Below are 20,388 nucleotides of genomic sequence, written 5' to 3'. Positions count from 1 at the left end.
ATCCTTGTTGTTCTTGCTCTTGCATTTTCGGCATGACGGCTCTTATGACCTATTAGGTGCGATTCGGATACACTTAATATGCATAGTTGCGTTGCGTCAGCTGCATGGCTCGCTGCAAGTGCAGCACTAGGTCTCGTTGTCTTGTCAGGTGTGATCCCGCCAGATATAGGGGCGGCAAACGACGCATCAACCGTTTGTGAAGGATTTAAGTCATGCCCAAGATAAATGGGAACGAAATTCGCCCCGGCAACGTGCTTGAGCATAACGGCGGGCTGTGGGCGGCCGTCAAGGTGGATCATGTGAAACCGGGCAAGGGCGGGGCATTTGCCCAGGTCGAATTGCGCAACCTGCGCAATGGCTCGAAGCTGAACGAACGTTTCCGGTCGGCGGATAAGGTTGAACGGGTTCGGCTAGAGCAAAAAGACCAGCAGTTCCTTTACGAATCCGACGGCATGCTGGTGTTCATGGATTCCGAAACTTACGAACAGATTGAATTGCCAGCGGAATTGCTGGGCGAGCGTCGCCCGTTCTTGCAGGATGGCATGACCATTGTTGTCGAGTTCTATGAGAGCGAAGCGTTGAACGCGACGCTGCCTCAGAAAGTCACCTGCAAGATCGTCGAGACCGAGCCGGTGGTGAAGGGTCAGACAGCGGCAAACTCGTTCAAGCCTGCGGTTCTGGATAACGGTGTCAAGGTCATGGTGCCACCCTTTGTTGGCCAGGATGAGATGATCATCGTGAACACCGAAACCATGGAATACTCTGAACGCGCGTGAAACTTTGTCGCGTCATACAATGAATTTGATAACGGACCGCGCTGGCAATCGCCGTGCGGTCTTTTTCAGGTTTTTGGCAGGCGTCGATAGCGGGAGGGGTCCGGGCCAAACAGCTCAAGCATCAATTCGAATTTGATGCGGTTGGCACTGACTTGACGATAAAAGGTAATCAGAAAGGCTGTGGGCCCCTGAATCCGGCTTAGCCCGCTGATTGCTGCGACAACTGTGCCCACATCGGTTTTCCCCTGCATCACCAGCCACCCGCCCAACATCAGGACACCCACAGTCCCGGCACCGTTGATCACGCTCAGCAGGAATTTGGCGGACAGTTTCCAGATGAACATACGGCGTCGTGTTTCGTAGATTTCATCGAATTGCGCATTGATATCTCTTTCGGCCGCTTCGATGTCTTCGGCCGTCAGTCGATCTGTTGCACTGCGCAATATGCGGACTCGTTCCGCGACAAACACGTTCACCTTGCGCTGTGACATCAAGACAATCAGAATCTGAGGTACAATCATCGAAAATGCGATCAGGCCCAGACCGGGCTGTGTGGACGAGATGTAACCGATGACGCTGATCAATGTTCCGATCTGAACCACGGGGTCGGAAAAGGCGCCACCAGCGAACTTCCCCAGATCTTCGGCTTCGGCAGAAATTGCCGTTGTCATTGTGCCCTTGCGGACGGATTCTCCGGTCTCATCCACGTCTGCTGCTCGCAACAAAAGGCGCTGACGGATTAACCGGATCATGTCTTCACCCAATGTCCCGGCGCGGTAGCCCAAGACCCATTTCAGGCTCAGGCTCAGCAGGATGACCGCCATCATTCCGACGCCCAGCAGGATCAAGCGCTCTGTTTCGACATGGTCTGAGGTCAGGTGGTTGATGATATCACGTTGAAATTCCAGCGGAACGGCGGCAAGCCCTGCCACAGCAATGGACAGAAGAATAAGGATGATCTGCCGTCCAGCACTGGCACGCCAAATGGCAGAATACAGTTGCAGCATGTTGGTGTCCCTGTCACTTCACTGCCGCCAGTGTGACAGCGCGGATCCAGAGTTCAAATGTTATGGGTCCGTGTGGCGTAACAAACGTAACGGAATCGCAACAGGCGCAGAGGTTAGTCGACCAGCCGCACCACTGCATCCTCGGCGCGCATGTCATCGCCCGCACGATCAAATCGCAGATAGGCAATCGCCTGCCCACCAGATTGCGTGAACAACGTCCCGGCAGGCTTTCCGTTCGACACAATCGGCGTGCCAACCGAGGCGCTGCCCTCGATCAGAACGCGCCTTAGGCCTTTGCGCAATACGGTTTTGTGTTTCATACGGGCAATGACTTCCTGCCCGACATAACAACCCTTTTTGAAATCCACGCCGTTCAGGGCCTCAAAACCAGACTCCAGAATATAACTGTCCGGGGTCAGTTCGATTTCAGTCTCGGGAATGCAATGGCGCACGCGGATGGCGTCCCAATCTGTTCCATCGTCGCTTTCAGGGCCTGCCGCGTAGGCGCGCCAGCCCAGATCCGGATGGCGCGGGTCGGGCAGGGCGGCATCTGGTGCCAGTCCGGTCCCGCGCTGTAGGTTTAAGTCTGAGATTTCAATCGCAACATCTGCGCGCAGTTTGTACATGCTCAGGCGTTTGAACAGGCCGTCGGCCAATCCCTCGGCCACATCCAGCAGAATCGCATCGCCGTCGCGTTTCAGAAAGAAGTCTGCCAGATACTTCCCCTGAGGCGTCAGAAGCGCTGCGTAGACCAGCCCGCTGTCCAGGCCACCCAAATCATTGGTGACCATATCTTGCAAAAAGCTCTCGGTGTCCGTGCCTGTCAGGCGCAGAATGCGGCGGGTCGGCATGGCTTGGTCCTCGTCATTTGCTTGGGCACCGTGATATAGGAACTCTCGCTGCCAAGACCAGAGGTTATCGGACGTGCCCGCCCCAATAAGTATCGTGATTCCAACCCTGAACGCTCAAGATGGCTTGCCTGCGTGTTTGCAGGCGCTGATGGAGGGGCTACGCGGCGGCCTGATCCGGGAACTTGTGATTTCCGATGGCGGTTCAACCGATCTGACACTCGATATCGCCGAGGAGGCCGGAGCGACTGTGGTCACTGGTGCAGCCTCGCGCGGGGGGCAGCTGCGCGACGGCTGCGCGCAGGCCAAAGGCGATTGGCTGCTGGTTTTGCATTCTGATACCGCTTTGCTACCGGGGTGGAGCGATACGGTGGAGCACCATTTGAAAACCAATACGCCGGCGGCCTTTCGGTTGGCTTTTCAAGCAGCAGGGATCGCACCGAAATGGGTGGCTGGCTGGGCCAATCTGCGCAGTCGAGTATTTGGGTTGCCGTATGGGGATCAGGGGCTGCTGGTACCACGCAATTCCTACCTGTCGGCTGGTGGCTATCAGGATCAGCCACTGATGGAGGATGTTGCGCTGGTGCGTGCACTGCCGCCAGTGACGTTGCTAAAGGCCAACGCGGTTACGAGTGCGGAACGCTACCAGAAGTCGGGTTGGGTTCGGCGGGGCGCGCGGAATCTGTGGACTCTGACTCGGTACTTTCTTGGGGCAGATCCCGAGCGGTTGGCACAGGCGTATCGGCGATAAGCGCAGTCCGCAGTTCAACAATGGATTTGCCTAGCCTGAACGGTGCGGCGAAACTGACAAGACACAGGGCAACGATCTGCAGGACAAGGATATGACCATTGGCCTGCAGATACTCCCACTCATCCTTCAGCTTGCCGACCTGATCGATCAGATCATCATAGCTCTGCGCCAGTATCAGATAGTCCCCGGCGATGGCCGGAACCTTGCGACGCATGTTGTCGATCGCGGCCTGTGTCGCGTCATCCAGTGACGTGAAGACAAGGAACTGGTCGATGTCAAAGGCGTCTGCCTTGGCGGCCATGCCGCGGATCTCGTCCATGTCGTCTTTCGATTGCCCACCGAACAGAAAATGCAACCCTTGCAGCGGCGCGACTTCATTCGTGACGGCAATGAACAGCGGCAGATCGGCGTTGCTGGCGGTCGAGGCCGACAGGAACTCTACCTTGTCGCACAGAACGGCGGTATCGGGGTCAAAGGCCGGATCGCAGAACCGCAACCGGAACCGCGCGGCATCGCGGTCAAAGGCCAGCGTCGCCGCATAGGCCACGTCGATCTGCCGGTCCAGCCGAGAGCTGTCGGCCGTGTATAGCCCGGCCAGCACCGCCACCAGCGCTCCGATGCCACCCAATACGACCCAAACCAGATCGGCGAGCTTCCACGCCCGGTGCCCCGCTGGTTTGCGGAACAGAAAGGCCGTGCCAATAGAGCCGATCACAAAGAACATGATCAGCAAAGGCAACTGGTTGTCGGTCACAAAACTCATACTGGCAACATTAAGTGCTCTGCTGTGCTAAGCAACAGGGATCACGCGCAGTTGTAGCCGCTTGCTGCCTGCCTGCTTGGTTGTCCGGGCCGAGACAAGGTGATCTTCTGGGCGCGCGGTTCGGCGTTGAGTTTGACCTTGCGGTATGCAATTGACGACATTGGCTTATCACCGGCCAGCATTTGATTGAAGGTCTCGCTGTGTCCCTGTTTGTCATCACCATTATTCTGACCGCGGCCATGTTGCATGCCGTCTGGAACGCGATTGTCAAAACGGCCGCCGACCGGACCACCACGCTGGGTCTGGTGGCTTTCGGCCACGTCATCCCCGCAGCGGTGATGGTGCTGCTACTGCCGCTGCCCAGTGCCGAGAGCTTTCCGTACATCCTGATCTCGACCGTGGTGCATTTCGGTTATTACTTCATGCTGGGCAAAGCCTACCAGCATGGCGATCTAAGCGTCGTCTACCCTATCGCTCGGGGCATCGTTCCCGCGCTGGTATCACTCTGGGCGATGCTCTTGGTGGGAGAGGTTTTGCCCCCGCAAGCTTGGGGTGGCATCGCCCTGATCGCGCTGGGCATTCAGCTCAGCAGTTGGAGCGCATTGCGCTCCGGCGTCGGGCGCTGGGCGCTGGGGTTTGCACTGGGCACCGGGTTCTGCATTTCGATCTACTCGGTGGTCGATGGGATCGGCGTGCGGCTATCGGACAATACGCTCAGCTACTGGGCGTGGGGCGCGTTTTTGCACCTGTTCATCGCAGGGTTTGTCGGAATACGGAAACGGGACACGCTGGCCGCGCTGCCCGCCAAGGTCTGGATGATCGGCATTCTGGGCGGGTTGGTGTCGATGACGGCCTATGGTTTGGTGCTCTACGCCAAGAACTTTGCGCCTTTGGGCGCCGTGTCGGCCTTGCGCGAAACCTCGGTGATCTTTGCCGCGCTGATTGGGTTTGTGTTTTTGCAAGAGGGCAACTGGATGCGACGTCTGGGTGCCGCTGTGTTGATGGCGGTTGGAGTCGCTTTGATCGGTCTGGCGGTTTGAGTATGGTGCCGGGCTTAAGCCCGGCCTACGGCGTGGGGAGATGTCCCGCTTGATCCACCCAATGCTTGATGCAAAGGATAAAGCTCGCGCCCAACCCGAGGCTCGTTTTGAAGTAGGCCTGTGCTCGGGCCTATCTAACAACTAAGAATACAATCGGTGCAACTACACATCCTAAGCCGGTAAACTATAAGAATGTCGTTGGCTAACGATAGTCTACTTGAGTTACTTCGTGCCAATACACCGGATCAAAGTCGGCTCCAAAGTGAGCGAGTTTTTCCGGGACGTTTTTGTAGCCGCATACGCCTTCCAGAAAATCTACTTCGTCACGCATAAAGGTGAAACCGCCCTTGTACGCATCTCTGAGGAACCTATCCAAGTCTTTTATCATCATGGCATCTCGGTAAGTACCAAATAGCGAGAAGTGTTCGTTAGGGTTTCTGATGATATCTATAGTCTCTTCCAGCAAGCTCTTTAGCTCTGAGTTGGTGTTAACTCCAAAATTCTTTAACTCATCTATAATTCGATCTTTTGGTGGCACAACTGCCTCAATTCTACGATCGTGCCGCTTCGCAAAGTCCGCTAGCAGTGCTTCGGCAGAAGTCACGGAAATTTCATCTTCAAGAACACTTATGTTACTCTCGGAAACCAATTCTCCGTAAGTTTGCGCTTCGCTTACGATGTTGGAAAACTCATTATCTAACAATTCCAAAGCACCAGCTAAAATCATCAGCCTTCTTTGAAGGTTCTCCGGTAAGATGTTTCTACCCTTGTAATTCTGCTTGTGCTCTATCTCAGCCCACGTATGCTCCAAGGCTGTTCTTATCTGTATTTCGAACTTGTTTTGAAAAAAGTCTTTATACTCTGGAATGTCTTTTCGACTTCCACCAAGGCTGCAAACCAAATGCAATGATCTGTAGCCGACTTGATCCACAGATTTCTTTCTTTTGTCGACGCAGTTTTTTTCATCAACCTCAAAGCAACTTCTAAGCGCCTTCTCGGTGCGCTCCACGTCACTTTCGAGATAAACTATCACTCTAAGGCCAACTAGGTCGGTCATTTCCGACTCAGGGTTCTCATACTTTTTGCTTCGCTGCTTGTTTTCGGCGCTTGGCACATCCTTTAGGCGATGTGTCACGTCCAAAATTGGTATTCCCGCTTCTTCTAATGCGTGGCGAGCAATGCGTTCCGCTGCCTCTTCTAACTTCTTTAGCTTTTTGTAGTTTGATGAGAGAAAAGTTTTAAATTCAGTCAGTTCCATTCAAACATCCAACTCCTCCACAAACCGGGCGTTTTCCTGAATGTATTGGAACCGCAGTTCGGGTTTTTTGCCCATCAGGCGCTCGACCAGATCGCCGGTTTCGCCGGGTTCATCCTCGTCGATGGTGACGCGGATCAATTTCCGGGACGCGGGGTCCATCGTGGTCTCTTTCAGGTCCTTGGCGTCCATCTCACCGAGGCCCTTGAAACGGGACACGTCGATCTTGCCCTTGCCGCCAAGACCTTTTTCCATCCACTCATCGCGCTCGGCCTCGTCCAGGCAATAGACGCGTTTGGCGCCTTGGGTCAGGCGGTACAGAGGCGGGCAGGCGAGGTACAGGTGACCCGCGTCAATCATGGGCCGCATCTGGGTAAAGAAGAACGTCATCAGGAGCGCCGCGATATGCGCCCCGTCCACATCCGCGTCGGTCATGATGATGATCTTGTCATAGCGCAGGTCGTCGACGTTGAAGCGGGTGCCAAGGCCCACACCCAGCGCTTGGGTCAGGTCATTGATCTCGGCATTAGTGCCCAGTTTGGAACTGGCCGCGCCCAGCACGTTCAGGATTTTGCCGCGCAGGGGCAGCAGGGCCTGTGTTTTGCGGTTGCGGCCCATTTTGGCGGACCCGCCCGCAGAATCGCCCTCGACAATGAATAATTCCGTGCCGTCCCGTGTTGAACTACTGCAGTCCACCAACTTGCCGGGAAGACGAAGTTTTTTAGTGGCGGACTTGCGTTGTGTTTCTTTCTCGGCCCGCCTGCGAAGGCGCTCTTCCGAGCGCAGGATCAGGAAATCAAGAATGGCTCCCGCGGACTTTGTGTCCGCGGCGAGCCAGTTATCGAAGTGATCCCTGACAGAGTTCTCGACCAGCCGCTGCGCCTCGACCGTGGCAAGGCGGTCTTTGGTTTGGCCGACAAACTCGGGTTCACTGATAAAGCACGACACCAGCGCGCAGCCACCGGTGATCAGGTCGTCGCGGGTGATCTGCGCGGCTTTCTTGTTGTTGATCAGCTCGCCATACGCTTTGATCCCCTTGAGCACAGCCGCCCAGAACCCGGCCACATGCGTGCCGCCTTCGGGGGTGGGGACGGTGTTACAGTAGGACTGGATGAACCCGTCGCGCGAAGGCGTCCAGTTGATCGCCCACTCGACCTTGCCGGGGGCGTTGAACTTCTCGGTAAAGTCCACAGTGCCCGCAAAAGGCTGCTCGGCATAGGTAGACGATCCGTTCATCGTCTCTTTCAGGTAATCCGACAGGCCACCGGGGAAGTGGAAACTCGCCTCGGTCGGGGTTTCGCCATCGTCGATCGCGGTTTTCCAACGGATTTCAACGCCCGAGAACAGGTAAGCCTTGGATCGGATGGATTTAAACAGTCGCGCCGGTTTGAACTTGTGATGGCCAAAGATGTCGGGATCGGCGTGGAAGGTCACCGTGGTGCCGCGCCGGTTGGGCGCCGCGCCGATCTTTTCCACCGGCCCCAAAGGGACCCCGCGCGAAAACCGCTGTTCAAACAGTTGCTTGTCACGCGCGACCTGCACCACCATTGAATCCGACAGCGCGTTGACCACAGAAGCCCCCACACCGTGCAAACCGCCCGAGGTCTGGTAGGCTTTGCCCGAGAATTTGCCGCCTGCGTGCAAGGTACATAGGATGACTTCAAGCGCGGATTTGTCGGGGAACTTGGGGTGCGGGTCGATGGGGATGCCACGCCCGTTGTCGCGGACTGTCAGGGCGTAATCGCCGTGCAGCTCCACCTCAATCCGGTTGGCGTGGCCTGCCACGGCCTCGTCCATCGAGTTGTCGAGGATTTCGGCCACCATATGGTGCAGCGCACGCTCATCCGTGCCACCGATATACATGCCGGGGCGTTTGCGAACCGGTTCCAGCCCTTCGAGCACCTCGATGGACGAGGCGTCATAGGTGGAGGTCGCGCTGGGCGTCAACAGATCGTCAGGCATGTGTGCTGCTCTTGTTTTAAAGTTTCCCCCATTATGGCAGGTGATGTGGTCCGGGGGAAGAGGGACGCGAGGTGTTGTGGATGGTTTGCCTTTGATTGTCGGCAAGAAGTAGAACTTACACCTTGAGCAAAAAATCCGTTAACCGGTTCGGCGACCATTGCCGCATTTACATGACCTGCGAGAAGGGCCATCGGCCTTTTGGCTCATCTGGTCAACAGCGCTTCGATTTCTGCTATATTCGCTGCGCCTTTCAGGATGGTGAAATCGCCCCGCTCCAGCATTGCGCGAGTACCTTCAATGGTCACTTGCTGAGTAACTCTGGCAAGCCCTCCGCCAATTGAAATGCGGGATGCACCAAGCGCCCCCATCTGTTGCGTGGTCAGATCACGCATATCGCCTGCGGCCAGAATGTTGACCAGTGTTCCAGTGGCGGCCAAAGCGCGTGCGGTGTCCGCATCGACCAGCGGGGCATAGATCACATCAGCGCCTGCTTGGGCGAACGCTTGGCAGCGTCTCAATGCCTCGGCCTGATCATAATTTCGCAACTGCCAACCGTCTGCCCGGGCCGTCAGCACAATTCCCGCCGCGCGAGCAGCGGTGACTGCCGCCTCTATGCGGGCCAGAGCAAGTTCAAATGGATAGGAACCTGCCCCTGGGAAGGCAGTATCTTCAATCGAAACGCCGGCTAGACCTGCCTCTGCCGCCAACTGCACTGTTTCGGCAACTGTCTCGGGGCTGTCGCCAAATCCGTTTTCAAAATCGCCGTTCACCGGTACATCGACTGCAGCGCATATTTCGGTTGCATGCTGCAGGGCCAAGTTACGCGTCATCTGCCCGCCATCAGCCAGTCCTTGCGTGAACCCATACCCTGATGAGGTCGTCGCCAGCGCACCTAAGCGCGCCATGACTTTCGCGGACCCGATGTCCCAGGGGTTCGGCATCACCACCGGCTTGTTTGGAACGTGAAGTTCGCGGAAGCGGTTGGTCAATTCGTTGCGGTGCAAGGCAAGATCCTCTTTCGATTGGTGTCAAAACAGTTCGCGACAACCAACATTCGTTGCAACACGTGGCGAGGTCAACATTGGGTACATCCTAATTGTTCGATACACCTTCGGAGATCATGAAGGTTGATTTTCGAATTCACCTCGTAACCGGCGAAAACACCTTCTAACCTTCGGATGGCAATCGAAAACAAGGAGAACAGGCGAGATGAGTTGGATCAAGACCGTGCCGTTTGATGAGGCGACCGGCAGGCTGCGGAAACTCTATGAACGGGTCACCGGCCCGGACAATAATGTCGACAACATCATGATGGTGCATTCCTTGCGACCGCATTCGATGGAAGGCCATATGGCGATCTACAAGAATGTGCTGCACCATTCGGGCAATCAGATCCCCAAGTGGTTTCTTGAAGTTCTGGGCGTTTGGGTCAGTTCGCTGAACCGCTGCGGCTATTGTGTCGAACATCATTTCAATGGGTTGCAGCGACTTCTCGGCGACACAGCGCGTGGCAACGCAATTCGCGCGGCGATCGAAGTGGGCAGACCAGAAGACGCGCCATTGGACGCACGGCAGGTTGCGGCGATGGAGTATGCTCGGCAACTGACCGAAGCTCCGGCCGATCTGGTGGAAGGGGATGTCGTTAAACTGCGGGACGTTGGATGGGATGATGGAGAAATCCTCGAGATCAATCAGGTCTGCGCGTATTTTTCCTATGCAAACCGGACTGTTCTGGGGTTGGGATGCTCTACCGACGGAGATGTTCTGGGCCTGTCGCCGAACAACTCGGACAACCCTCAAGACTGGGGCCATAAGTGAATCGAGTCGCAGCGCTGGTGCGTTTGAGTCAGCGGGACGTCGCTCAGTCCGTTGAGGTCCAATCAAGAATCGCCTGTGCCATCGCTTCAGGTTTTTGATGGTGCAACCAGTGGTCGGTTTTGGGGATCGTGACGCGGGTCAGGTTTGGCGCGAAATCTTCCAACCCTTCTGTGGATTCGGGCAGTAGCGCCTTATCCTCAGGACCCCACAGCAAAAGATGTGGACAGGAGACGTGCAGCCGATCTACAGGCAATTCGGGCAGATCAGTGCAAGGCCGGCCTGGGGCAGCCACGACCAGCGGCGAGGCGCGATACCAGTTCAACATAGCCTCCAGCCGTCCGGGGCGCGCCCATTCTGTGCGATAGGCGTCCATTTTCCTATCCGACAACCAATCCAGACCCATCCCGTGGCGAAAGAACTGCTCGAGCCTGGAGTAGTTGTTGGCCGAAAACCGTTTGGCCGCGTCCGGCGCACGCAGGCTGTTGATGTATTGCGAGGCCTTGGATTGTGGTCCGCCCGATGCCATTGCGCGTTGAAACGGGACCGGGTGAACACCGTTTGCAATGATTAAACGATCTACCAAATCTGGTCGAAACATTGCCAGACCATAAGCAACCGAGGCGCCCCAGTCGTGACCAAGCACAATGACCCGTTGAAATGCTTGCTCGATCAGCGCTGCCATATCTGAGACCAGTTGGGACAGCGCATAGTTTTCAACACCCTCCGGTGCCCAGCTTTGCCCATAGCCGCGTTGATCTGGTGCAATGCAAAAGAACCAGTTGGTCAAGTGGGGGGCAAGATCGCTCCACGCACCGCCGTACTCGGGAAACCCATGCAGCATTAGCAGAGGTGGTTTTTCGGGTGCGCCCCAAGTTCTGACATAAAAGGGTTGCCCGTTCAGGTCCAAGAGTTTGGTTTCCAAGATGCCCACCTTCTCTGTTCAGTATTGCCAGTATTTTCAGTCCGGCAAGGGAAACACGCCCGATGCCAACCAAGCGGTGATTGCCAGAAACGCTATACCCCATTCCTGTCTTCACTGGACAAGTCTGGCGCAGAAGTCGTCTTTGGCTGGGGCGCAGGTTAATATGCGGATTCCGGATCTCAAATTGAAATTTCAACGATCCGCTCTTGTCCCGAACTCGGGCCGCGCATATGGCTGGAATGATGATCAAGGTGATGACATATCCCGGCCATTTCCGCGCCATTGCTGTTCTGGGCCTGCCGCTGGTCGGTGGGCATCTGGCGCAGTTTGCGATCAGCCTGACGGATACAATCATGCTGGGGTGGTACGGGGTCGAAGCGCTGGCCGCCGTGACATTGGCTGGCAGCTACTATTTCGTTTTGTTTTTGTTTGGCGCCGGCTTTGGCTGGGCGGTTATGCCGATGGTTGCGACTGCAGCAGCAGAAGAGGATGAAACCAGTATACGGCGGTCAACGCGCATGGGGCTGTGGTTGTCATTGCTTTATGCAGCACTGGTGATGCCGTTACTCTGGTGGTCCTACCCAGTTTTCATCGCCCTTAAACAAGACCCACAAGTCGCTGAAATCGCGTCAGAATATCTGCGCATTGCAGGGTGGGGATTGTTCCCGGCTCTGCTGGTGATGGTGGTGAAATCCTACCTCGCCGCGTTGGAGAGAACACAGATCGTTTTGTGGATCACCGTTGTGGCCGCCTTGGTCAATGGGGTGACCAACTATGCGTTGATCTTCGGAAATTGGGGTGCGCCCGAGCTTGGTGTGATGGGGGCCGCCACTGCGTCGATCGTGACGCAGATTGTGTCTTTGATTGCGGTTGTTATCTACGCCATACGTGTATTGCCCGAGCACAGCCTGTTCCAACGGTTCTGGCGCCCGGATTGGGAGATGTTCTTTAGCGTTCTGCGCCTGGGGGTGCCCATTGGGCTGACCACACTTGCCGAGGTTACCCTGTTTGCAACCTCTGCCATCATGATGGGATGGCTGGGTCAGGTGCCGCTGGCCGCGCATGGAATCGCACTGAACCTGGCCTCGGCCACTTTCATGGTGCATCTGGGTCTTTCGAACGCGGCAACCATCCGGGCAGGCAACGCACTGGGGCGAAAGGATCGTGCGCATCTGGAGAAAGGCGCGATTGCTGTGACCGGCATGTCGCTAGTGATGTCCGTTCTGACGGTGATATTGTTCCTGACCTGCGCCAAGCCGTTGATCTCACTGTTCATGGAGGCCGATGATCCGCAACGCACCCAGATCCTTGTAATCGGTAGTGGATTACTGGCTATGGCCGCCCTGTTCCAACTTGTGGATGGGGCGCAGGTGATTGCACTGGGCCTGTTACGCGGATTGCAGGACGCCAAGATTCCGATGGTCATGGCCGCACTCAGCTATTGGGTCGTGGGTATTCCCGCGTCCTACTATTTTGGCTTTGTTCGGGGAATGGACGGGATTGGCGTCTGGTTGGGACTTGTTCTGGGTCTGGCTTGCGCAGCCGTCCTGTTGATGGCCCGGTTCTGGATGCGGTCTGTGCGGGAAGTCGGCGTGCCAGCCGAATAGATCACTCTTTGCTCAGCCGGTCTGCTTTTTTGCGCACCAGGACCGACCGCAGATCGTGCATCGCCATCAAAAGCCGATCAGTCACATCCTCAAGCTGGTCGTTCGAGGCCTTGGATTGGGCCCATTGGGTGGTCAGGTTCAGGTAATCAACCGCGCGATGAATATCATCAATATCCCGTTGTGCCAGCAGCGTTTTGCGATCTTCCATCCACTGCGCGATTTCGGCCTTATCTGCATCGGACAATGTGCGTTGCCCGTGCGGTTTCACCTCACCATTGCGGATATTGATGACAGCGATCTGATCCATCTCGATCCGGCGTTGCCGGTTTTCAGTGTTGATCTTGAACACGACCGCTCCGTTCTCGCGGACGCGAAAATAGTACTCTGGTAACTGGGTGCTCATTCCACCTCACTTAGTTTTTGTGACACGCCTCAGGTTTCCGTCGATATCAGTTATAGCAAACATAGCGGGAACTGGGTCGTTTTGCGGTATGATTTTCATAAGTCACAGAAATTCAGGCGATTGGGACTGCAGAAAAAGCCCTGTCCAAGCGGGCAGGGCAAGTTGGCTGAGACTCTACCCGTTGCTACCGGGCTACTATTTCAAACTCGCACAGAAATCCTGAATGCGGGTGCAGGCCTCGGTCAGGGCCTCGTCCGAGGTCGCGTAGCTGACCCGAAAGTTGGGCGACAGGCCGAAAGCAGCGCCAAACACAACGGCTACATCAACTTCTTCAAGCAGGGCTGTCGCAAAGGCCTCGTCGCTATCGATAAGAGTTCCGGCAGGTGTGGTTTTGCCAATGAGACCCGCGATTGACGGGTAGACATAGAATGCGCCTTCAGGTGTAGGGCACGTGATCCCGTCTATGGCATTCAACATATTGACCACCAGATTTCGGCGGCGTTTGAACGTCTCATTGTTCGGGGCCAGAAACGCCTGGGTTCCGTTCAACGCCTCGACCGCGGCCCACTGGCTGATCGAGCAGGGATTCGAGGTTGACTGCGATTGGATCTTGCGCATGGCGGCAATGACCTCAACCGGGCCAGCAGCATAGCCGATACGCCAGCCCGTCATGGCATAGGCCTTGGACACGCCGTTACAAGTCAGCGTGCGATCATACAGCCCGGGTTCGACCTCGGCCGGGGTGCAGAATTCGAACCCGTCATAGGCCAGATGTTCATACATGTCGTCGGACATGATCCAGACCTGCGGGTGGCGCATCAGCACATCTGTCAGCGCCTTCAACTCGTCGCGGCTATAACCCGCACCAGTGGGGTTCGAGGGTGAGTTGAAGATGAACCATTTGGTTTTTGGCGTGATCGCCGCCTCAAGCTGTTCGGGTGTCAGTTTAAAGCTGTTTTCCAGCGTTGTTTCGATGACAACCGGCGTGCCACCGGCCAGCAACACCATATCCGGATAGCTCACCCAGTAAGGCGCCGGGATAACGACCTCATCTCCATCGTTCATTGTCGCCATCAGCGCGTTGTAAAGCGTCTGCTTGCCGCCCGTTCCGACCGAAATCTGCGCAGGTGTGTAGTCGAGCCCGTGATCGCGCTTCATCTTGGCGCAGGCCGCCTGCTTTAGTTCCGGGATGCCGTCCGGCGCCGTGTATTTCGTCTTACCTGCTGCGATCGCCGCGACGGCTGCGTCCTTGATGTTCTGAGGGGTGTCAAAATCCGGCTCACCCGCGCTTAGACCAATTACATCGCGCCCGGCAGCCTTCAACTCGGCCGCTTTGGCTGTCATTGCGATGGTGGGCGAAGGTTTTACGCGTGACAATGTCGCAGACAGGAAACTCATGGTCGGCCTCGGTTTGAATGTTCAACCTGACTGTCATAGGGTGCGCCCGAATGACGATCAAGCAGTATACAAAAATAGAATTGGAGCCCCAAATGAATGACGAGACCGACTGGTACGGACCGGACGCAGCAACATTTGGGGATCGTTTGGCAGGCGCGCGCGAAGCAGCAGGAATGACCCAGTCTCAGATCGCGCGACGTCTGGGGGTCAAGAAGGCAACCATTGCCGCCTGGGAGAACGATTTATCCGAACCCCGCGCAAACCGGTTGTCGATGATGGCGGGTATGGTGAACGTGTCCATCGTTTGGTTGTTGACTGGGGAAGGCGAAGGCATGGATGCCCCGCTGGATGCCGAAGACACCAATCTCGACCTTGCCGGTGCCGTCGCCGAATTGCGGGCAATCCGCGGCGAAATGCGCGCCAGTTCGGAACGCGCGGCACGTCTTGAGAAAAAGCTGCGTCTGATGTTGGAACCAGCGAAGTGACCGAAGCACGCGACGTCCGTATCAAGCGCATGAAAATGCGCTCGATGCGGCGGGGGATCAAGGAAATGGACTTGATCCTGTCTGCCTATGCAGATCGCAATCTGGCCACGATGGATAGAGCTGGTCTGGAGACCTACGATGCGTTGCTGCACGAAAACGATCAGGATTTGTATCAATGGGTCACGGGTCAGGTCCAACCACCGGCCCCCTATGCAGACCTGATTGCGGACATCGCGCAGACCTTTCAAAAATAACAGAAAACCCGGCTTAACCGATTTTTCGGGATTTCGGTTCATCGTGGCGGAAACACCACGACTGAATCGGAGGGTCGGATGAGTATGGAATTGCAGGTCTCCGCGTTGGGAACCAAAGGGTTCATGACCAGCTATCTTGAGGCGTTGGCACTCGTGGAGCGGCTCCATCGGTTGCTTCTGGACGTCATCAAGGATGAATTTGAGCGGGTCGGCGAGCTTGAGATCAATGCCGTCCAGGCCTTGCTGTTGTTCAACATCGGTGATCACGAAGTCACGGCGGGGGAATTGAAAAGCCGCGGTTACTATCAGGGCAGCAATGTCAGCTACAATCTCAAGAAACTGGTCGAGATGGGGTATATGCACCATCAAAGATGCGAGATTGACCGGCGCTCGGTCCGTGTTCGACTGACACCTCGCGGGCGGGAAATTCGGGACGTCGTGTCAGACTTGTTCGCCCGTCATGCCGAAGGATTGCAAAACCGGGGCGTATTGGGTCTGGAAGGGATCGAGGATATCACGGGGTCGTTACGCCGGGTCGAACGGTATTGGACGGATCAGATCCGCTATATCTATTGATCAGGGGCGCGCATCTGACAGTACCAGCCCTTCCAGTTCCCGGATGAGTTTGCGGGTCATGGCGTCCTCATAGGCCTCAAAGCCCAGCGCGACTTCGACGAACGCATTTTGCCCCAGGATGACCCAGCTGTTGTAGTAAGCGGACAGTTCGCCGATCTGAACATACCGCTTGTCACCGTGACTGGGATCATCTGCGCCGATCACCAGACCATTGATGGTGATGCCAGACGCAAGCAAGGCAGATTTCACGTCACGAGGATGCGGCCCGAGGTTATGCTTCCCATCACCCGACAAATCCAACGTACGTTTCCAGCAAACTTGTTGTTGCGCCAACAGCCCCGCGCCGAACTGCATGGCTGATCCAACGGCTGTGCCTTGTGGCGCAGAGCTCCGGGCAACCGCACGGAGCTTCGCACTGACTTGCTCCAGATCGGAGATCGAGCGAATGTCTCTCCAATCCAACAGCATTCTGTGATGGCCGGGTTCGCTCCATTCAAAGATCGCAAGCCGTATCGAAGCAGCGCTGTTCGACAGGATCAACTGACTAACTTCGGGACGGCGCAGCGCCGCAGCCAGGCCACCTATCTGTAATCTATACTCGCGGCTGTCTACGGACCCGGAAACATCCAGCCCCAATGCCAGGGCCTGACGGCATTGGGCCGAAGCCGCCCCGGCCAGCAGGCTTAGCAACACGGCCAGAACCCGGGCTGTCATGGGTCAGCGCCTTGCAATGCGCCTATTTGCAGTCCTTTCAGTTCCCGCTCCAATTTCTTGCGCATGGCGCGCTCAAAGTCTTCGAACCCTTGCGCCACTTCCAGAAACGCGCCGGGGCCGTGCAGAACATTGTTTTCAAAGAACGGGATCAAAAACAGTTCGCCTTCGAAATCTGCGGCGTTGATCACCAAGCCGTTGACCACAGTGTTTTCAAAAGGAAAATGCCGATAGGCGATCTGAGGGCCGTACCCATCATTATTCGAGCCGTCACCAGACAGATCGATAGTTTGAAACAGACACTCTGGCGCTTTTTGCATCAGTGTTGCGCCAAAGGCCAATGCATATCCCATAGCGGTGGCAGAGCCGATATCGGACCGGGCAGACTGACTTATCCGGGACGAGGCGGCCAGCAGGTCGCCTACATCGTCGATCAACAGCCAATCCAGAATCACATGCTGGTTCGATCGCCCGCCCCATTCGTAAACCGCTAACGCAACAGGCATGGGCGACGCAAAAAAAGCTTCCTGAACTTCGGGTGCGATCAGGGCTGCGGCAAGCCCTTGTCTTTGCAGGGTATCTTCGAACTCGTCGACCGATACCGATATATCCAGCGCGAGCGCCAGCGCCAGACGACAGGGCTCTGCCTGAACCGGATTGGCCAAAGCGGCCAACCCCAATGCTATCAATTGACGGATCACCAGTGGCCGATGTTTTCCATGCTGCTCCAGGGTTCAGCTGGGGCCAGCGCCTCACCAATTTGCAGCAATTCGACCGAGATGTTGTCGGGAGATCGCACAAAAGCCATTCGTCCATCACGCGGAGGACGGTTGATTTCAACCCCGTTGTCCTGAAGGTGCTGACAGGCCTCGTAGATATTGTCGACGCCATAAGCGAGGTGACCAAAATGACGGCTATCGCTTGGCAATTCGTCGTCACCATCCCAGTTGTAGGTCAGTTCGATCGGTGCTTCTTCCTGACCCGGAGGCGCCAGGAAAATCAGCGAAAAGCGTCCGGCTTCGCTGTCATACCTGCGTATCTCCTTCAATCCGAGCAGTTCATAAAACGCCATGGATTTCTCCAGATCTTTCACGCGGACCATGGTGTGAAGATATGTCAGCCCCATTGTGGCTTTCCTTTTTTGATTAAACTTGGAGTCAGCTTAGCGCGCTGAAGGGGCGAGTCGAGGGGGCAGGGAAGCACAAATTAAAAAATGCACACCAACAGGCACATCTCGCGGTTTCGGCGGCGGGAATGACGAGATATAGTGGTCGGCGACTCATTACCGGAAAGGAAGATTTCATGCCGCTGTCTGTCGACCAACTGGCCGAGATCGAAGCGCAACGCGCGCAGTCGCATCCAACACGCCGCGTCGTTGCAGCGGGAATGGAAGACCACCTGTATACTGCCCACCAGGTTCTGGATCACGGGTTTGTTCGCGTGATCGACTATATGGGCGACGATTCTGCGATTTGCCAGGCGGCTCGGGTTTCATACGGCACGGGCACAAAGTCGGTGCAAAATGACGAAGGGCTGATCCGGTATCTGATGCGGCACTGGCATTCGACTCCGTTTGAAATGTGCGAGGTCAAGCTGCATGTCAAACTGCCGGTTTTTGTGGCTCGCCAATGGATTCGTCATCGCACGGCAAACGTTAATGAATATTCTGCGCGCTATTCGATTCTGGATCGTGAATTCTACATTCCTGCGCCCGAACACGTGGCCGCGCAGTCCGAGGTCAACAATCAGGGTCGCGGAGCGGCCCTGGAAGGTGAAGAAGCCGCCCGCGTATTGGAAATGCTCAAGGCGGACAGCGCACGGTGTTATGACAATTACGAAGCCATGATTAATCAGGACGGACAGCAGGGTCTGGCACGAGAGTTGGCGCGGATGAACCTTCCGGCAAACATCTATACGCAGTGGTATTGGAAGGTAGATTTGCACAACCTGTTCCATTTCCTGCGTTTGCGCGCAGATCCGCATGCGCAATACGAGATCCGGATTTACGCCGATATGATGTGCAAGATCGTGGCTGATTGGGTTCCGTTTGCGTACAAAGCCTTTGAGGATTACCGCCTTGGTGCCGCCAACCTATCCGCTCAGATGGTCGACAGTCTGCGCCGTATGCTAGCCGGAGAGACCGTCACCCAGGAAAACTCGGGGATGACCGCGCGGGAGTGGCGTGAGTTTGAGGCCATCATTCGCTAAATTCGACTCTGAAAGATAGCGTTTGTCTATACGTGTCGTCATGGAACTGTTACGTTGGTTTCATGACACGTGTCTCAGTTATTCCTATTCTATGTCTTTCCCTTGGGCTGACTGCACCGGCGCTGGCCAAATCTCCCATCGCCGAGGTTATTTGTGAGCCGACCGGAAGGCTTCATGACAAATTGAAGCGCCAATTCAGATCAGAGCGTGTGGCGAGCGGGGTTCGCGGACCAGAGCAGGTCATGGAGGTTTGGAGCAGTGAGAGGGGCGACTGGACGATGGTCGTGACCTATGCAACGGGCACGTCCTGCATCGTTGCTATGGGCCAAAACTGGCTAACGCATGCTGCAGAGACGCCAGCACGGGGATAAGGCAGATGCCGATAGGGGGCGGCTAACGGCCGGAAATTGGCCGCCAACCTTAATTGATACTCCCGGCGCGGGGCAGGGGGGCATTACAGGGGTTTTAGATCAGAAGCCATTTGGCGGCCGTCACGTCCGTCCTCCAACTCGTATGAGACTTTCTGATTGTCTGCTAGTCCGGTCAGGCCGGACCGTTCTACGGCTGAGATGTGAACAAACACATCTTTGCCCCCTTCATCAGGGGCAATAAACCCATAGCCTTTCGTGGTATTGAACCATTTCACGGTGCCGGTTGGCATGTCCCGTGTCTCCTTCTACTTACGCATTGTCCCACAAATTGGTGGGGGCCGTGATTGGAGAAACGGCAAATCTTTACTGTTTCCAGAACAAGATACAGTCCGAATTGCATGTTTCACCTTTTTCAACATTGCATGGTGAAGTAAAAAATCAAGAATTACCGCCAGAAATGGGCGGGTATGCCCAAAACTGAGTCAAACGCAGGAGCAGGAAATTGATGCGCCTTTATGGTCTGAAGACGTGCGACACATGCCGTAAGGCGCTGAAAATGTTGCCAGATGCTGAATTCTCGGATGTCAGAAACGACGGAGTGCCAGACATTGTGCTGTCGCAGGCTTTTGCCGAGTTCGGCGAGGCTTTGCTCAATACACGGTCAACAACCTGGCGCGGGCTGGATGAAGAACAGCGTGCCCGCGCACCGATGGAGTTGTTGAAAGACCACCCCACGCTGATGAAGCGCCCCCTGATCGAAAAGGACGGGGTGTTTTTGCTTGGCTGGACTGCCGAAACACGATCAAAGCTTGGTGTTTCCTGATCCAGTACTTATCTGCTCATTCGCAACTGCGAGGATAGTTTATGCGTAACGCTGCCATGATTTTGGGCGTCATTTCCGGTTTGATCGGCATGATCGTCGGCTTCTTTGGATATGGGTATGTCGAAGTGATCAACCATTTCGGCGATATCGAGGGGGTCGCGGAGCAGGTCGAAAATCCGGATTTAATCCAGGCCGCTTCGATCATTGCACCGCTTTTGGCAATTGTGGGTGGCGCTATGGCCCATGCCCGCGCTTTGATCGCGGGCATCTTGTTGTTGTTGTCCGCAGCAGGGATGTACTACGCGTTTGGTTTTGGTGTCTTCACGATGTTCCCAATTGCCTTTGCCGGCGTCGCCGGTGTCCTTGGGCTGGCCGCGGGAAAACCGGACGAGCCCAAGGCGCATTTCTAA

At 55.9% G+C, this 20,388-nt stretch carries 24 protein-coding genes; 12 read left to right on the top strand and 12 right to left on the bottom strand.

What is annotated here, in order from left to right; genetic code table 11:
• Positions 1-212 precede the first annotated feature (212 nt).
• Positions 213-776, top strand: a complete 564-nt coding sequence (gene efp / locus D9K61_RS10705; protein ID WP_120633237.1) for an elongation factor P — start codon at positions 213-215, stop codon at positions 774-776.
• 65 nt (positions 777-841) lie between these two features.
• On the opposite strand, the gene D9K61_RS10700 is transcribed toward efp, so the two are convergent.
• Both D9K61_RS10700 and D9K61_RS10695 read right to left on the bottom strand, forming a co-directional pair.
• The gene (locus tag D9K61_RS10700; RefSeq protein WP_120633236.1) at positions 842-1,783 is read right to left on the bottom strand and encodes an ABC transporter transmembrane domain-containing protein; all 942 of its coding nucleotides are present in this window, start codon (positions 1,781-1,783) and stop codon (positions 842-844) included.
• A 113-nt stretch (positions 1,784-1,896) separates the two neighbouring features.
• On the bottom strand, positions 1,897-2,634 hold the full coding sequence (locus D9K61_RS10695) for a folate-binding protein YgfZ (protein ID WP_120633235.1): 738 nt from the start codon (positions 2,632-2,634) through the stop codon (positions 1,897-1,899).
• 73 nt (positions 2,635-2,707) lie between these two features.
• On the opposite strand from D9K61_RS10695, the gene D9K61_RS10690 reads away from it, so the two are divergent.
• Positions 2,708-3,382: a TIGR04283 family arsenosugar biosynthesis glycosyltransferase gene (locus D9K61_RS10690; protein WP_120633234.1), complete on the top strand. Its 675-nt coding sequence runs from the start codon at positions 2,708-2,710 to the stop codon at positions 3,380-3,382.
• A 963-nt stretch (positions 3,383-4,345) separates the two neighbouring features.
• Complete coding sequence (locus tag D9K61_RS10680) at positions 4,346-5,185, top strand: DMT family transporter (protein ID WP_120633256.1); 840 nt, start codon at positions 4,346-4,348, stop codon at positions 5,183-5,185.
• A gap of 202 nt (positions 5,186-5,387) precedes the next feature.
• Here the strand turns inward: D9K61_RS10680 and D9K61_RS10675 are convergent, their stop codons facing one another.
• From D9K61_RS10675 to D9K61_RS10665, 3 genes are all read right to left on the bottom strand, one after another.
• Positions 5,388-6,443, bottom strand: a complete 1,056-nt coding sequence (locus D9K61_RS10675) for a GTP pyrophosphokinase family protein (protein ID WP_120633233.1) — start codon at positions 6,441-6,443, stop codon at positions 5,388-5,390.
• Entirely contained in the window at positions 6,444-8,402 is a 1,959-nt protein-coding gene (gene parE, locus D9K61_RS10670) for a DNA topoisomerase IV subunit B (protein ID WP_120633232.1), read from the bottom strand.
• Between the two features lie 203 nt (positions 8,403-8,605).
• Complete coding sequence (locus D9K61_RS10665) at positions 8,606-9,406, bottom strand: oxaloacetate decarboxylase (protein ID WP_120633231.1); 801 nt, start codon at positions 9,404-9,406, stop codon at positions 8,606-8,608.
• 205 nt (positions 9,407-9,611) lie between these two features.
• Here D9K61_RS10665 and D9K61_RS10660 point away from each other — a divergent pair, with 205 nt between their 5' ends.
• The gene (locus D9K61_RS10660) at positions 9,612-10,220 is read left to right on the top strand and encodes a carboxymuconolactone decarboxylase family protein (protein WP_120633230.1); all 609 of its coding nucleotides are present in this window, start codon (positions 9,612-9,614) and stop codon (positions 10,218-10,220) included.
• 43 nt (positions 10,221-10,263) lie between these two features.
• Here the strand turns inward: D9K61_RS10660 and D9K61_RS10655 are convergent, their stop codons facing one another.
• Positions 10,264-11,142: an alpha/beta fold hydrolase gene (locus D9K61_RS10655; protein ID WP_254055741.1), complete on the bottom strand. Its 879-nt coding sequence runs from the start codon at positions 11,140-11,142 to the stop codon at positions 10,264-10,266.
• Between the two features lie 242 nt (positions 11,143-11,384).
• Between D9K61_RS10655 and D9K61_RS10650 the strand changes: the two genes are divergently transcribed.
• Positions 11,385-12,749 carry an MATE family efflux transporter gene (locus D9K61_RS10650; RefSeq protein ID WP_120633254.1) on the top strand — a complete coding sequence of 455 codons (1,365 nt, stop codon included), beginning with the start codon at positions 11,385-11,387 and terminating at the stop codon, positions 12,747-12,749.
• 1 nt (position 12,750) lies between these two features.
• Here D9K61_RS10650 and D9K61_RS10645 read toward each other — a convergent pair whose 3' ends face one another.
• Both D9K61_RS10645 and D9K61_RS10640 read right to left on the bottom strand, forming a co-directional pair.
• Positions 12,751-13,152 (bottom strand): hypothetical protein, encoded by a 402-nt coding sequence (locus D9K61_RS10645; RefSeq protein WP_120633229.1) that lies wholly within the window; start codon positions 13,150-13,152, stop codon positions 12,751-12,753.
• Between the two features lie 195 nt (positions 13,153-13,347).
• On the bottom strand, positions 13,348-14,550 hold the full coding sequence (locus D9K61_RS10640; protein ID WP_120633228.1) for a pyridoxal phosphate-dependent aminotransferase: 1,203 nt from the start codon (positions 14,548-14,550) through the stop codon (positions 13,348-13,350).
• Positions 14,551-14,642: 92 nt separating this feature from the next.
• Here D9K61_RS10640 and D9K61_RS10635 point away from each other — a divergent pair, with 92 nt between their 5' ends.
• The 3 genes from D9K61_RS10635 (at position 14,643) to D9K61_RS10625 (ending at position 15,865) form a co-directional block, all read left to right on the top strand.
• On the top strand, positions 14,643-15,035 hold the full coding sequence (locus D9K61_RS10635) for a helix-turn-helix domain-containing protein (protein ID WP_120633252.1): 393 nt from the start codon (positions 14,643-14,645) through the stop codon (positions 15,033-15,035).
• A complete protein-coding gene (locus D9K61_RS10630; protein ID WP_174235094.1) occupies positions 15,032-15,289 on the top strand; it encodes a succinate dehydrogenase assembly factor 2 in 258 nt (85 codons plus the stop codon). Before D9K61_RS10635 ends, D9K61_RS10630 begins: the two co-directional genes overlap by 4 nt.
• 78 nt (positions 15,290-15,367) lie before the next feature.
• Entirely contained in the window at positions 15,368-15,865 is a 498-nt protein-coding gene (locus D9K61_RS10625) for a MarR family winged helix-turn-helix transcriptional regulator (RefSeq protein WP_174235093.1), read from the top strand.
• Here the strand turns inward: D9K61_RS10625 and D9K61_RS10620 are convergent, their stop codons facing one another.
• The 3 genes from D9K61_RS10620 to D9K61_RS10610 are packed head-to-tail and all read right to left on the bottom strand — an operon-like array spanning position 15,866 to position 17,702.
• Complete coding sequence (locus D9K61_RS10620; RefSeq protein WP_120633226.1) at positions 15,866-16,579, bottom strand: DUF1194 domain-containing protein; 714 nt, start codon at positions 16,577-16,579, stop codon at positions 15,866-15,868. It lies immediately after the preceding gene.
• Positions 16,576-17,277, bottom strand: a complete 702-nt coding sequence (locus tag D9K61_RS10615; protein ID WP_120633225.1) for a DUF1194 domain-containing protein — start codon at positions 17,275-17,277, stop codon at positions 16,576-16,578. Before D9K61_RS10615 ends, D9K61_RS10620 begins: the two co-directional genes overlap by 4 nt.
• Positions 17,274-17,702 (bottom strand): VOC family protein, encoded by a 429-nt coding sequence (locus D9K61_RS10610; RefSeq protein WP_120633224.1) that lies wholly within the window; start codon positions 17,700-17,702, stop codon positions 17,274-17,276. Before D9K61_RS10610 ends, D9K61_RS10615 begins: the two co-directional genes overlap by 4 nt.
• 176 nt (positions 17,703-17,878) lie before the next feature.
• Between D9K61_RS10610 and thyX the strand changes: the two genes are divergently transcribed.
• Positions 17,879-18,784 carry an FAD-dependent thymidylate synthase gene (gene thyX / locus D9K61_RS10605; RefSeq protein ID WP_120633223.1) on the top strand — a complete coding sequence of 302 codons (906 nt, stop codon included), beginning with the start codon at positions 17,879-17,881 and terminating at the stop codon, positions 18,782-18,784.
• A gap of 62 nt (positions 18,785-18,846) precedes the next feature.
• On the top strand, positions 18,847-19,155 hold the full coding sequence (locus tag D9K61_RS27300) for a hypothetical protein (RefSeq protein ID WP_120633222.1): 309 nt from the start codon (positions 18,847-18,849) through the stop codon (positions 19,153-19,155).
• 83 nt (positions 19,156-19,238) lie between these two features.
• On the opposite strand, the gene D9K61_RS10595 is transcribed toward D9K61_RS27300, so the two are convergent.
• Positions 19,239-19,445: a cold-shock protein gene (locus D9K61_RS10595; RefSeq protein ID WP_010439113.1), complete on the bottom strand. Its 207-nt coding sequence runs from the start codon at positions 19,443-19,445 to the stop codon at positions 19,239-19,241.
• Positions 19,446-19,660: 215 nt separating this feature from the next.
• On the opposite strand from D9K61_RS10595, the gene D9K61_RS10590 reads away from it, so the two are divergent.
• Both D9K61_RS10590 and D9K61_RS10585 read left to right on the top strand, forming a co-directional pair.
• A complete protein-coding gene (locus D9K61_RS10590) occupies positions 19,661-19,978 on the top strand; it encodes an ArsC/Spx/MgsR family protein (RefSeq protein WP_120633221.1) in 318 nt (105 codons plus the stop codon).
• A gap of 41 nt (positions 19,979-20,019) precedes the next feature.
• Positions 20,020-20,388 (top strand): hypothetical protein, encoded by a 369-nt coding sequence (locus D9K61_RS10585; RefSeq protein ID WP_120633220.1) that lies wholly within the window; start codon positions 20,020-20,022, stop codon positions 20,386-20,388.

The organism is Ruegeria sp. EL01 (genome assembly GCF_900313035.1).
GTDB lineage: Bacteria > Pseudomonadota > Alphaproteobacteria > Rhodobacterales > Rhodobacteraceae > Ruegeria.
Note: the sequence above shows the minus strand (reverse complement) of the source record. Positions and strands in the feature narration are given on the sequence as shown.

Bases quoted from the DNA above. Each gene is read 5' to 3' on its own strand.
- D9K61_RS10635 (WP_120633252.1), top strand. From the start codon at position 14,643: ATGAATGACGAGACCGACTGGTACGGACCGGACGCAGCAACATTTGGG.
- D9K61_RS10585 (WP_120633220.1), top strand. From the start codon at position 20,020: ATGCGTAACGCTGCCATGATTTTGGGCGTCATTTCCGGTTTGATCGGC.
- D9K61_RS10625 (WP_174235093.1), top strand. From the start codon at position 15,368: ATGAGTATGGAATTGCAGGTCTCCGCGTTGGGAACCAAAGGGTTCATG.
- D9K61_RS10595 (WP_010439113.1), bottom strand. From the start codon at position 19,445: ATGCCAACCGGCACCGTGAAATGGTTCAATACCACGAAAGGCTATGGG.
- D9K61_RS10645 (WP_120633229.1), bottom strand. From the start codon at position 13,152: ATGAGCACCCAGTTACCAGAGTACTATTTTCGCGTCCGCGAGAACGGA.
- D9K61_RS10590 (WP_120633221.1), top strand. From the start codon at position 19,661: ATGCGCCTTTATGGTCTGAAGACGTGCGACACATGCCGTAAGGCGCTG.
- D9K61_RS10620 (WP_120633226.1), bottom strand. From the start codon at position 16,579: ATGACAGCCCGGGTTCTGGCCGTGTTGCTAAGCCTGCTGGCCGGGGCG.
- thyX (WP_120633223.1), top strand. From the start codon at position 17,879: ATGCCGCTGTCTGTCGACCAACTGGCCGAGATCGAAGCGCAACGCGCG.
- D9K61_RS10695 (WP_120633235.1), bottom strand. From the start codon at position 2,634: ATGCCGACCCGCCGCATTCTGCGCCTGACAGGCACGGACACCGAGAGC.
- D9K61_RS27300 (WP_120633222.1), top strand. From the start codon at position 18,847: ATGACACGTGTCTCAGTTATTCCTATTCTATGTCTTTCCCTTGGGCTG.
- D9K61_RS10610 (WP_120633224.1), bottom strand. From the start codon at position 17,702: ATGGGGCTGACATATCTTCACACCATGGTCCGCGTGAAAGATCTGGAG.
- D9K61_RS10660 (WP_120633230.1), top strand. From the start codon at position 9,612: ATGAGTTGGATCAAGACCGTGCCGTTTGATGAGGCGACCGGCAGGCTG.
- D9K61_RS10650 (WP_120633254.1), top strand. From the start codon at position 11,385: ATGATCAAGGTGATGACATATCCCGGCCATTTCCGCGCCATTGCTGTT.
- efp (WP_120633237.1), top strand. From the start codon at position 213: ATGCCCAAGATAAATGGGAACGAAATTCGCCCCGGCAACGTGCTTGAG.
- parE (WP_120633232.1), bottom strand. From the start codon at position 8,402: ATGCCTGACGATCTGTTGACGCCCAGCGCGACCTCCACCTATGACGCC.
- D9K61_RS10640 (WP_120633228.1), bottom strand. From the start codon at position 14,550: ATGAGTTTCCTGTCTGCGACATTGTCACGCGTAAAACCTTCGCCCACC.
- D9K61_RS10700 (WP_120633236.1), bottom strand. From the start codon at position 1,783: ATGCTGCAACTGTATTCTGCCATTTGGCGTGCCAGTGCTGGACGGCAG.
- D9K61_RS10675 (WP_120633233.1), bottom strand. From the start codon at position 6,443: ATGGAACTGACTGAATTTAAAACTTTTCTCTCATCAAACTACAAAAAG.